12 protein-coding genes are annotated in these 11,583 nt (G+C 63.9%); 9 read left to right on the top strand and 3 right to left on the bottom strand.

Annotated features, from left to right (window positions below; translation table 11 throughout):
- From yajC to secF, 3 genes are all read left to right on the top strand, one after another.
- On the top strand, nucleotides 1–280 hold a 280-nt coding region (gene yajC, locus RMO89_RS00785; RefSeq protein ID WP_310530625.1), incomplete at its 5' end, for a preprotein translocase subunit YajC.
- A 17-nt stretch (nucleotides 281–297) separates the two neighbouring features.
- Nucleotides 298–1,899, top strand: a complete 1,602-nt coding sequence (secD, locus tag RMO89_RS00780) for a protein translocase subunit SecD (RefSeq protein ID WP_310530623.1) — start codon at nucleotides 298–300, stop codon at nucleotides 1,897–1,899.
- A 12-nt stretch (nucleotides 1,900–1,911) separates the two neighbouring features.
- A complete protein-coding gene (secF, locus tag RMO89_RS00775) occupies nucleotides 1,912–2,889 on the top strand; it encodes a protein translocase subunit SecF (RefSeq protein WP_310530621.1) in 978 nt (325 codons plus the stop codon).
- On the opposite strand, the gene RMO89_RS00770 is transcribed toward secF, so the two are convergent.
- Together RMO89_RS00770 and RMO89_RS00765 are read right to left on the bottom strand one after the other, a co-directional pair.
- Nucleotides 2,886–4,115 (bottom strand): glycosyltransferase, encoded by a 1,230-nt coding sequence (locus RMO89_RS00770; RefSeq protein ID WP_310530619.1) that lies wholly within the window; start codon nucleotides 4,113–4,115, stop codon nucleotides 2,886–2,888. The genes secF and RMO89_RS00770 overlap by 4 nt on opposite strands.
- Nucleotides 4,076–4,648 (bottom strand): helix-turn-helix transcriptional regulator, encoded by a 573-nt coding sequence (locus tag RMO89_RS00765; RefSeq protein WP_310530618.1) that lies wholly within the window; start codon nucleotides 4,646–4,648, stop codon nucleotides 4,076–4,078. The genes RMO89_RS00770 and RMO89_RS00765 overlap by 40 nt, the downstream gene beginning before the upstream one ends.
- Nucleotides 4,649–4,743: 95 nt before the next feature.
- On the opposite strand from RMO89_RS00765, the gene RMO89_RS00760 reads away from it, so the two are divergent.
- On the top strand, nucleotides 4,744–5,214 hold the full coding sequence (locus tag RMO89_RS00760; RefSeq protein ID WP_310530617.1) for a DUF6456 domain-containing protein: 471 nt from the start codon (nucleotides 4,744–4,746) through the stop codon (nucleotides 5,212–5,214).
- 90 nt (nucleotides 5,215–5,304) lie between these two features.
- On the top strand, nucleotides 5,305–7,116 hold the full coding sequence (locus tag RMO89_RS00755; RefSeq protein WP_310530616.1) for a DUF885 family protein: 1,812 nt from the start codon (nucleotides 5,305–5,307) through the stop codon (nucleotides 7,114–7,116).
- A 149-nt stretch (nucleotides 7,117–7,265) separates the two neighbouring features.
- Here the strand turns inward: RMO89_RS00755 and RMO89_RS00750 are convergent, their stop codons facing one another.
- On the bottom strand, nucleotides 7,266–9,050 hold the full coding sequence (locus RMO89_RS00750; RefSeq protein WP_310530614.1) for an ATP-binding cassette domain-containing protein: 1,785 nt from the start codon (nucleotides 9,048–9,050) through the stop codon (nucleotides 7,266–7,268).
- 81 nt (nucleotides 9,051–9,131) lie between these two features.
- On the opposite strand from RMO89_RS00750, the gene RMO89_RS00745 reads away from it, so the two are divergent.
- From RMO89_RS00745 to RMO89_RS00730, 4 genes are all read left to right on the top strand, one after another.
- Nucleotides 9,132–9,974: an aminotransferase class IV gene (locus tag RMO89_RS00745; protein ID WP_310530613.1), complete on the top strand. Its 843-nt coding sequence runs from the start codon at nucleotides 9,132–9,134 to the stop codon at nucleotides 9,972–9,974.
- A 61-nt stretch (nucleotides 9,975–10,035) separates the two neighbouring features.
- Nucleotides 10,036–10,746, top strand: coding sequence for an SIMPL domain-containing protein (locus RMO89_RS00740; RefSeq protein WP_310530612.1), 711 nt, complete (start codon nucleotides 10,036–10,038; stop codon nucleotides 10,744–10,746).
- A gap of 58 nt (nucleotides 10,747–10,804) precedes the next feature.
- Nucleotides 10,805–11,110: a hypothetical protein gene (locus RMO89_RS00735; protein WP_310530610.1), complete on the top strand. Its 306-nt coding sequence runs from the start codon at nucleotides 10,805–10,807 to the stop codon at nucleotides 11,108–11,110.
- 70 nt (nucleotides 11,111–11,180) lie between these two features.
- Nucleotides 11,181–11,583 (top strand): response regulator transcription factor (locus RMO89_RS00730; protein ID WP_310530609.1); only part of this gene is annotated, 403 nt, incomplete at its 3' end.

The raw sequence follows: 11,583 nt of genomic DNA, 5'->3' as shown, positions 1-11,583 counted from the left end.
CCCTCCCGCCTGGACCAGCTTCCTGCCGCTGGTGTTCATGTTCCTGATCTTCTGGTTCCTCATCCTGCGTCCGCAGATGCGTAATCAGAAGCAGCTGCGCGACAAGATCGCCAGCATCAAGAAGGGCGATCAGGTCGTCACCGGTGGCGGATTTATCGGCAAGGTTCTGAAAGTCGACGACAATTACGTCGAACTCGAACTCGGTCAGGGTGTCAAGGTGAAGGCCGTTCGCTCGACCATCGCCGATATCGTGCCGCCCCCCGGCGCAGCGAACGATTGATCGGCGGACCCTGACAGATGCTTGAATTCTCGCGCTGGAAACAGATCTTCTATTGGGGTCTGACAGCGATCCTCATCGCTGCGGCCCTGCCTTCGATGTTCAATCTGGGCAGCCTTGATTGGCCCAAGGCGCTGCCCAGCCAGAAGATCAATCTAGGTCTCGATCTGGCCGGCGGCAGCCACATCCTGCTTGAGGCGGATGCCGATCAGGTGCGCCGCCAGCGGCTCGATAATATGGAAGAGGACGTCCAGAACCGCCTCCGCCGTGCCGATCCGCAGATTCGCATCGGCGACATTTCGACCCGCGACGGCAATGTGAATTTCCTCCTCGCCGAAGCGTCTCAGGTCGACAAGGCGCGCGCCCAGATCGAGCCCTTGCTCAACAGCAATGGTGCGGGAACCCGCGAATGGGACTTCCAGGTGGTTGAGGGCAACCGCATCGTCCTCACGCCGACCGCTAAGGGTATCGATACCGCGATCGGCCAAGCCATGGACACCGCGGTCGAAGTCGTGCGCAAGCGTATCGACGCGCTCGGCACCCGCGAACCGACGATCATCCGCCAGGGCGCGGATCGCATTGTTGTGCAGGTGCCGGGCCTCAAGGATCCGGGAGCACTGAAAGCCCAGCTCGGCCAGACCGCCAAGCTCGAATTCAAACTCGTCGATCAGACCGCGCTGGCTGACGATCTGGCCAAGGGCATTGCCCCTCCGGGCAGTCAGTTCGTGCCCTATGCCGATCCCTCGAAGTTCGGTTCGCCTGGCATCGCGGTGAAACGCTATGGCGGCATCAAGGGGGATCAGCTGACCAACGCGGTCCAGTCGAACGATCAGCAGACCAACCAGGCAGTCGTGTCGATCACCTTCGACCAGCAGGGCGGCTCCAAGTTCGCCAAGCTGACCAGCGAGAATGTCAACAAGCCCTTCGCCATCATCCTCGATGGCAAGGTGCTGTCCGCCCCGAACATCAACGAACCGATCCTTGGTGGGTCGGCGCAGATTTCCGGCGGATTCACTGTCGAAGGCGCAAACCAGCTGGCGATCAACCTGCGTTCGGGCGCTCTGCCGGTCGATCTCAAGGTGGTTGAAGAGCGGACTGTCGGACCTGACCTTGGCGCCGAATCGATCCGCAAGGGCCTGATCGCCTTCATGGTCGGCACGGCGGCGCTGATGGCCTTCATGATAGCGACTTATGGCCGCTTCGGCATCTATGCCAACGTCGGCCTGATCGTGAACACTCTGATGATTCTTGGCGTGATGGCGATAGCCAACACTACGCTGACGCTGCCCGGTATCGCCGGCTTCGTGCTGACCATCGGTGCGGCGGTCGATGCCAACGTGCTGATCAACGAGCGCATCCGCGAAGAGCGGGCGAGGGGCAGGCGGGTCATCCAGGCTATCGAAACCGGCTACAAGGAAGCCAGCCGCGCGATTTTCGATGCCAACATGACCAACGTCATTGCCGCCGTGCTGATGGCCTATTTCGGCACCGGCCCGATCCGCGGCTTCGCAATTGTGCTGCTGATTGGCATCGTCACTTCGGTGTTCACCGCCGTCACGCTGACTCGCATGTGGGTCGCTGGCTGGGTCCGCAAAGCGCGACCCGCGGACCTGAATCTCTAAGGAACGGCCAAGATGAAACTCCTCAAGCTCGTTCCAGACAACACCAATATCCGCTTCCTGCGGTGGCGGGTGCCGTTTTACGTCATCTCGCTGCTGCTGATGTCGGCCAGCCTCTTCCTTGTCTTTCACAAGGGCCTGAACATGGGCGTCGATTTCATCGGCGGCCAGATGATCCGGACAACCTTCGTTCAGTCGGCTGCCGCGCCGGTGGATTCGCTGCGCGAAGAGGTGGCCAAGCTTGGCTATGGCGAACCGACGATTCAGGAATTCGGCAAGCCGAATGAAGTGTCGATCCGCATGAAGCTGCCCGAAGGGTCCGAGGCCGATCCGGCACTTGCTGATGCCATGGCCAAAAAGATAACTGCGGCCATCAAGGCAGCGCACCCCGATGCGCGGATCGACGGCGTAGATTCGGTGTCCGGCAAGGTCTCCAAGGAGCTTGGCTGGATCGCGTTCCAGGCGCTCGGCTTTGCGGCGCTGGCGGTAGCAGCCTACATCTGGTTCCGCTTCGAATGGCAATTCGGCGTGGGCGCATTGTTTGCGCTCGCCCATGACGTGACCTTGACGCTCGGAATGTTTGCACTGACGCAGATGGAGTTTGATCTCAACATCGTCGCCGCCTTGTTGACCCTGATCGGCTATTCGCTGAACGATACGATCGTGGTCTATGACCGCATTCGTGAGAACCTGAAGAAGTATCGCAAGATGCCGATTCCGGAGCTGCTTGACCTGTCGGTCAACGAAACGCTGTCACGCACAATCGTGACTTCGCTGTCGGTGCTTATCACGCTGCTCGCGCTGCTGCTGCTCGGTCCGAACGTGATCTTCGGCTTCACCGCTGCGATCACGCTGGGCATCTTCGTCGGAACCTACAGCTCGATCTATATGGCCGCGCCGATCCTGATCTGGCTGAAAGTCACGCCGACCAGCTTCGTCGAGCAGGAAACTGCACTCGACAAGCAGGAACGGCTCGCCCGCGAACAGAGTTAGTCCGCAGCAATCCGCTGGTAATGTGCGGCGATCTGGGCGGCATTTGCCTCCCAGCTGAACCGCGCGGCATTGGCGGCGACCGCGGCCTGCGTAGGCGGATTGGCCAGCAGGTCAGCCATCGCTCCGGCAATGGCGGCGGGATTTCGCGCCGCGAGCCGGCCGGCCGAGGGATCGCAGACCACTTCGCGCGCACCGCCGACGTCAGGGATGACGATCGGCGTGCCGCAGGCCAGCGCCTCGACCCAGGCGTTGGCCAGACCTTCGCGTTCTGACGGCAGGACCATGGCGTCGGCGGCGGAGAGCAACAGGGCCAGCGTGTCCGGCGCGAGCGATCCGGCGAAGATTACCCTGTCGCCCACACCCAGTTCCGCCGCCTTCATGGCAAGGGCCGCGCGTTCGGGACCTTGACCAGCGATAACCAGCTGAGCCTCGGGCAGGCCGGACAAGGCCTCAATGGCGAGGGCTTGACCTTTCAGCGGGATCAGGTTGCCGACCGCAACGAAAAGCGGCCCTTCCGCACTGACGCCCAGCCCGGCATCAGCTGCGATTGTCGCTCTCGCCTCGCCGCGCGGGACGGGCTTGAAGCGGCTGTGGTCGAGCCCGGTGTAATGCACCTCGATGCGCTCTTCAGGCATGCCCAGCGCGATCATGTCGGCGCGCAGCGCTGCGGAAACTGCGCGTATTCCGGCGGCCTGTTTTGCCGCCTCAAGGATCTGCGGACGCGCGGCGCGGTCCTGGCCCCACAAGTGAACGTCGGACCCGCGCGCCGTTATTGACAGCGGCAGCCCGAGCTCCCTGGCGATCCGAGCGGCGGCTGGTCCTTCCGGGAAAAAGAACTGCGCGTCGACAACATCGAAGGAACGTTCCGCATGGAGCCGCCGCGCCAGCGGCAAGACGGCGCGGGCGATCAGCGCCGGGTTCCAGCGCGTGCTGATCGCCGGAATGTTGCTGAAAGGAACGTAATGCACCGGAAACGCGGCGGTGCGATCCGATGGCTGGGTGAAGTGTCCGGGGGAGGGCGCGCGGAGCATCGACAGAGGCCACACAGGCCGGGCAACCGGGCAAATCAGTTCAAGTTCCACGTCCCCCCGCGCCGCGACGGAATCGAACTGGCGCGCTACGAATAGCCCGAAACCGGGCCGGGCAGAGCTGGGAAACAGAGTCGAGATCGACAGGACGCGGCAAGTCACAGTTTGCGCACCAGCATTTCCGCCGCCGCCACCCATGCGGCATTGTCGACCACGACTTGCCGCTGACCGGCTCCTGGCGGGAACAGGGCGATGCGCCGCCTGTCACGGTCGATCATCCGGCCAAAGGCGAAGCGGCCACCGGGGCGTGGCACCAGCACGTCGCGGTTGATACAGCGTGGCCAGTCTGCCTCGTCCACTTGCCGGAACCAGATCTGGTCACCGCTGCGGTATTCCCCGCAAGACGCCTCGACCACCATGGCCATGAGCAGACCCTCCGCGCCCAGCGCTGTCGGCAGAATTGCGTCGCGCGGCGCGTGCAGTGCTTCGGCGCCCTGTTCGCCAAGCCGGGCTATGACTTGCGGTTGAGTCGACTGATCGGCGCGAACCAGCAATTCGGGATCAACGCCCAGCGCGGCAGCAATGCGGTTCATCCAGGTCAGCGACAATTGCCGCATCCCCGTTTCCAGCCGGCCAATGGTTTGCGCGGTGGTGGCGGGACGGCAACGCTCGGCCACTTCGGCCAGGGTCAGGCCCTTTTCGCGGCGGATGTCACGGATGCGGTTGATCATGGCTGCTCGCTCGATAACCAGATTGGTTTTTCTCTTTCCTACAACCAACCGCATTTGGCAAGCGTTCCCCGCAGCGATTCTGAGGAGAAACCATCATGCAGCGCAGCCTTGTCGAACGTGAACTGACCAGCGAAGGCCCGTCGCCCAAGGCGCCGCGCCGGGGCGGCCGCAGTGTTACGGTCAACCTTGCCGAAAGTCCGCTGACATGGCTCCATTCGCGCGGCCACCTCAGCGACCGGCTGTTCGCGGCAGGTGAATTGCTGCGCGCTGATTGGGAGCGTGCGCAGCTTTCTCAGGGGTTGACGATGCGCTGGGATGCCGTGCGCATCAAGGGCGGGCCAGACAGTGGCCTGACACTGAACGAACGCCAGATTGCCGCCAAGCAGCGCTTCGACGGCGCGATTGCGGCGGCGGGTTCAGGGCTGGAGGACGTGCTGTGGCGCGTGGTCTGCGCCGGGGAAACGCTGCCGATCGCGGAAAAGGCGCTCGACTGGCCGGTGCGCAGCGGCAAGCTGGTGCTGAAGATCGCTCTGCAGCGGGTCGCGGACTTCTACCGCATCGCCTAAAAGCCCATCCGGATCGACGAACAGCTTGGAGACCGGCCCCCCGGGTATGCCATCCCCGGCGCAGAATATTTCCGCGCGAAAGGTCATCCCATGGAACGCCGCCATTTCCTCGCTGGTGCGAGTGCTTCGACAATTCTGCTGGCCAGCGCGTCGAGCGCACTGGCGGCGGCCAAGCCCGGCAGTGCCGATGCCCGGTTGATGGCGCTGCTGGACAAGCTGTTCAATTCGGATGTCGATCACAGCCCGACCACCGCGACCCAGTTGGCGCTCGACAAGGGATTGCGTGCAGGTCTGCGCGGGCGGCTGGATGATAGCAGCAAGGCAGGCCGTGCCCGCTCCGATGCGCGAGATAGGGCGGCGTTGGCTTCGCTGCGTACCTTTAATGCGGCCGGACTTTCGGAGCAGGGCAAGCTGCAACTGGCCACTGCGCTGTACCTCAATGAACGCGCGGTCGTGCCGCAGACGTTCGGCTTGCGCTCGGTGCAGCGGCCCTATGTGATCGCCCAGAACGGCGGCGCCTATTTCAGCATTCCCGATTTCCTCGGCAGCGTGCACCCGGTGGAATCGGCGGCGGATGGCACGGCTTACCTGAGCCGGCTTGCTGCTTTTGCGACAGCGCTGGACAACGATACGGCGCTGCAGAAATCGGAAGCGGCGCGCGGCTATGTCGCACCGGGCTGGTCGCTCGATCTGGCGCTGGGACAGATGCGCAAGCTGCGCCAGCCGGCGGCGGAGGCCAATACGCTGACCCGCTCGCTGGCCGACCGGGCAAAGGCCAAGGGCATTGCCGGAAACTGGTCCGCCGAAGCCGCTGCCATTGTCGAAAAGAGCGTCTATCCGGCGCTCGACCGGCAGATCGCGCTGGTCGAACGGCTGCGCAAGACGACGCCGGCTGGCGATGGCTTCTGGCGCCTGCCGCGCGGGGCGGAGCTTTATGCCGAAGCGCTGGCCAGCGCGACAACGACCAACATGACGCCGGATGAAGTCCACGCCATCGGGCTGGAGCAAGTCGCAGACCTCACCGCGCGGCTGGAAGTTATCCTGAAGGGCGCGGGCCTGACGACAGGTTCAGTTGGCGACCGGCTGACGGCGCTCAATGCGCGGGCCGATCAAGTCTACCCGAACACCGATGCCGGCCGAAAGGAACTGATCGACGGGCTCAACGCCGGGGTCGAGGCGATGTGGGCGCGGTTGCCGCAGGCGTTCAACGATGTGCCGCGCAAGCCGCTCGAGATCCGGCGTGTGCCCGCTGAAATCCAGGACGGTGCCTCGAATGGCTATTACTACCGCGCGCCGATGGATGGCTCGCGCCCGGCGATTTACTGGATCAACCTGAAGGACACGGCGGACTGGCCCAAGTACCAGCTGCCATCGCTGACCTATCACGAAGGTCTGCCGGGCCATCATTTGCAGCTGTCCTACGTCAATGCGGCGGGGGCCTTGCCGGACTATCTGCGCAACGTGTTCATCTCGGCCTATGGCGAGGGCTGGGCGCTGTATTCAGAGCAGCTTGCCGACGAACTGGGCGCCTATTCGGGAATCGAGAGCGCCGGATACCTGCAATCGTTCCTGTTCCGCGCGGCGCGGCTGGTGGTTGATACCGGCCTGCACCACAAGCGCTGGAGCCGCGAGAAGGCCGCCGACTATCTCGTTGCCACGACCGGCTTCGCGCGCGGACGCGGGCTGCGCGAGGTTGAGCGCTATTGCACCTCTGGCGGGCAAGCCTGTTCGTACAAGATCGGCCACAACAAGTGGCTCGAACTGCGCGCACGGGCGCAGGCGGCGCTGGGTGACAAGTTCACCCTGCCGTGGTTCCACGACGTGCTGCGCGAAGGCATCATGCCGCTGTCGCTGCTCGAACAGCGGATCAACGAACGGATTGCGGCGAGGTTGAAGGGGTAAGAAACCCCTCCGTCAGCGCTTCGCGCTGCCACCTCCCCATTTGTGCTGCGCAAAAATGGAGAGGATCGAAAGGTCTCAAGATCCTCTCCATTTTCACGAAGTGCAAATGGGGAGGGGGACCGCCGACGCAGTCGGGGGTGGAGGGGTAATCAGCCCTCGACCAGTTCCGCCAGTTCGAGCCAGCGCTCTTCCGCCGCGTCCTTTTCGGCGCGGGCGGTGTCTATCGCCTTGGTCAGCGCGGCAAATTTCGCCGGATCGCGGGTGTAAAGCGCCGGGTCGGCCAGCAATGCCTCATCGCGGGCAATTTGCGCGGACAATTCCTCGACGCGGGCGGGCAGCAACTCGTAATCGCGCTGGTCCTTGTAGGTCAGCTTGGCCTTTTGCTGCTTGGGCGGAGCGGCGGCGGGGGCGGGTTCTGCCGACTTGGCGGCCTTCACCGGTGCTGCCGAGGGCTTCTGGCGCTGCTTCTGCCAGTCGGCATAACCGCCGGCGACGATGTCGACCTTGCCCGAGCCATCGAGGCCAAGCGTCACCGTGACCGTGCGGTCAAGGAAGTCACGGTCATGGCTGACGATCAGCACGGTGCCGTCATAGTCCGCGATCACCTCCTGCAGCAGGTCGAGCGTTTCGAGGTCGAGGTCGTTAGTCGGCTCATCAAGCACCAGCAGGTTCGAGAACCGCGCGAATTCGCGCGCGAGTAGCAGGCGTGATCGCTCGCCGCCCGATAGCGTGCCGACGCGGGCATCGACCAGGCCGGGATCGAACAGGAAGTCCTTGAGGTAACCCTGCACGTGCTTGCGCACCCCGCGCACGTCGACCCAGTCGCCGCCTTCGGCCAGCACGTCGCGCAGTTTCTTTTCGGGGCTGAGCAGGCTCCGCTGCTGGTCGATCATCACGCCCGACAGCGTCTTGGCGAGCGTGATCTTGCCCTCATCAGGCTCCAGTTCGCCAGTCAGCAGCTTGAGCAGCGTCGTCTTGCCCGCGCCGTTCGATCCGACAATGCCGATGCGGTCTCCGCGCTGGATGCGCAGGCTGAAATCCTTGATGATCGGGCGGCCCCCGAAGCTCTTGCTTACCTTGTCGGCGGTGATCACCGACTTGGTCTTCACGTCATCACTGGCGAGTTGCATCTTCGCCACGCCCTGCGGCGAGAGCAGGGCAGCCCGTTGGGCGCGCATCTCGTAAAGCTTGGCGAGGCGGCCCTGATTGCGTTTGCGCCGCGCGGTAACGCCGCGCGCCAGCCAGTGCGCCTCGATCTTCAGCTGCGCGTCCATCTTGGCGGCAACGCGGGCTTCTTCGGCAAAAACTTCGTCTTCCCAAGCTTCGTAGCCGCCGAAACCGACATCCTTGCGCCGCAGGATTGTGCGTTCCAGCCACCACGTCGAGCGGGTCAGGCGGGTGAGGAAGGTACGGTCATGGCTGATCACCACGAAGGCACCCTTGAAGCGGTTGAGCCAGGATTCCAGCCAGTCGATTGCGGCGAGATCAAGGTGGTTGGTCGGCTCGTCCAGCAGCAGCAGGTCAGGATCCTGAGCCAGCGCGCGGGCGAGGGCAGCGCGGCGTCGTTCACCGCCACTGGCGCTGTCCGCCGGGCGGTCCATGTCGATACCGAGCTGCCCGGCGATCGATTCCACTTCGTGCCGGGGCGGGGCATCCTTGCCCGAAAGCGCGAAGTCCATCAGCGTGTCAAAGCCGGTGAAGAACGGGTCCTGTTCCAGCATGACGATATTGAGCCCGGGGCGCTGCGAGCGTGTGCCCTTGTCCGCCTCGATCTTGCCGGCAATCAGCTTGAGGAGGGTGGTCTTGCCCGCGCCGTTGCGCCCGATCAGCGCCAACCGGTCGCGGTCGCCGATGGTGAGGTCAAGGTCGGAAAACAGCCAGCCAGAGCCTTGGTGCAGGCTGAGGCCTTCGTAGGAGAGGATCGGTGCTGCCATGATGAGCGCGCCCTATGGGCTTGGGCCGCTATTGACAAGCCGCGCGTTGACAGGGGCCGCCGGGCGGGGGAAGGGTCGGACATGCGCAAGGTATGGATCAACGGTGAGTGGTTCGACGAGTCCGAAGCCAAGGTTTCGGTCTTCGATCGCGGGCTGCTCTTTTCGCAGAGCGTTTATGAGGTCGTCCCCGTGATCGGCGGACGGCTGTGCAACGTGGCCTATCACATGGCGCGGCTGGGCGGATCGCTTGGCACCGCGATGATCGCCGACGACACCGACTGGGCGGCAGTCTTTGCCGACGCTGTGACGCGCAACGGCGTGACCGAGGGGCGGGTTTACCTGCAAGTCACCGGCGGAACTTCGGGCGACCGCGATTTCCTCTCTACCCAGCCACCACCCTCGCCCACGCGGATCGTTTTCACGCAGTCGGGCGCTGTCGTCGATCATCCGCTGGTGTCGCGCGGCATGCGGATCGCTTTGAAGCCCGAAGCCCGCTGGACCCTGCGTTCGGCGAAGACCACGCAGTTGCTCTATGCCGTCCTGATGAAGGAAGAGGCGAGGGCAGCCGGCCTCGACGACGCCTGGTTGGTCGATGATGGCCACATCACCGAAGGCACCAGCTCGAACGCGCACATCATCGATGCGCGCGGGGTGCTTGTTTCACACCCGGTGACGCACGGAGTACTTCCCGGCGTCACTCGCATTTGCGTCTTGGAAATCGCGCGGGGCATGGGGATCGCGGTTGAGGAACGGCCGTTCACTTCGGTCGAACTGTTCGGCGCCCGCGAAGCGTTCTCTTCCGCCGCGAGCGCGCTGATCTTGCCAGTGGTCGAAGTGGATGGCCGTCCAATCGCCGATGGCCGCCCTGGCGCAATAACCGCTGCGATCCGCGAGGCTTACGTCGAGCGGCTGGTGAACGCCTGAGGGAACTTCGCTGGTGCCTGCCCGTTCCTGCCGGTGTTACCCATCCTCGAGGACCTACCCCATGAAGAACTTCACCCTGCTTTCCGCCGTTGCCATGGCGGCGGCGCTCCCGGCTCATGCTGCGGAAATCCAGATCGTTTCGCAGGGGCCGGTGGTCGAGCTGACGGTTACCGAAACTTCCAACGCCAAGCCGGACATGGCGACGGTCACCGCTGGCGTCACCACGCGGGCGATGCAGGCCGATGCAGCGGCGCGGCAGAACGCCGAGAAGATGGACGCGATCGTGGCCCGCCTGCGGCAGATCGGCGTGGCGCGCGAAGACGTTCAGACCAGCAATTTCAGCATCAACCCGCAGTATCAGTACCGCAATGACGGCCAGACTCCCACCTTCCTCGGCTATGACGTGACCAATCAGGTGAACGTGAAGCTGCGCAACATCGGTCGCATCGGTTCGGCGCTCGACGCGCTCATCGCGGCGGGGGCGAACAACGTGAACGGCCCGTCATTCATGCTGGAGAACGACAAGGGTGCCCGCGACGATGCGCGCAAGGCAGCGTTCAACAGCGCTCAGGCTCGCGCCCGCAGACTGGCCTCGCTGGCCGGTTATCGCGATGTCCGCCTGCTCGAAGTGTCCGAGACTTACGCCTCGCGGCCCCAGTACAAGGGCGAGATGGATGCCATCGCTGTTTCGGCATCGCGCGTCACCCCGATCGAACCCGGCGTCGTCGGCACTTCGGCCACTCTGACGGTCAAGTACGAGATGACCCGCTGAGTGCAGCCTGCACGCGGCATTCACTTGATGTTCAAAAGCGCCTGCGTAATGAGGCGCCATGGTTCGCAACACTCTTCTCGCTCTGGCGTCGCTCGCGGTTCTTGCCGCGCCGATTGCCTCCCCAGTTGCTCGGGCCAAACCCGGCGAGGAGCAAGGGCTGGTGCGCAAGGAAATGCGCGCCGGCAATGTCCTGTCGCTGCGCGATATCGAGGGACGGGTGCTTCCGACCATGCGCGGAGCGCAGTATCTTGGCCCCGAATACGATCCGGTGGCGATGGCCTATCGCCTGAAGTTCATCAGGGACGGGCGCGTTTCCTTCGTGGATGTCGATGCCCGCTCGGGAGAGATTCGTTCGCGGCATTGACGCGAAATTTCTTATCCCGCATTGCACGAAAATACTCTCGGCCCACAACCGGAAAGGCGGGAATAACGCGATGCGCATCCTGATCGTCGAGGACGAACCTACTCTCGGCAAGCAGCTCAAGACCACGCTGGAACAGACCGGCTATGCCGTCGATCTTTCGACTGATGGCGAGGACGGCCATTTCCTCGGGTCGACCGAGGAATACGATGCCGTCGTGCTCGATCTCGGCCTGCCAGAGATTGACGGGCTGACCGTGCTGGGCATGTGGCGCAAGGAAGGCCGCAAGTTCCCGGTGCTGGTGCTCACCGCGCGCGATTCCTGGTCCGACAAGGTCGCCGGGCTTGATGCCGGCGCTGACGATTACCTCGCCAAGCCATTCCAGACCGAAGAGCTGATCGCCCGCCTGCGCGCGCTGATCCGCCGTGCCTCGGGCAATACCAGCAGCGAACTCACTGCCGGCGGCGTGCGGCTGG

Origin of the sequence: Novosphingobium sp. (assembly GCF_031424035.1) — a bacterium.
GTDB lineage: Bacteria > Pseudomonadota > Alphaproteobacteria > Sphingomonadales > Sphingomonadaceae > Novosphingobium.
Note: the sequence above shows the minus strand (reverse complement) of the source record. Positions and strands in the feature narration are given on the sequence as shown.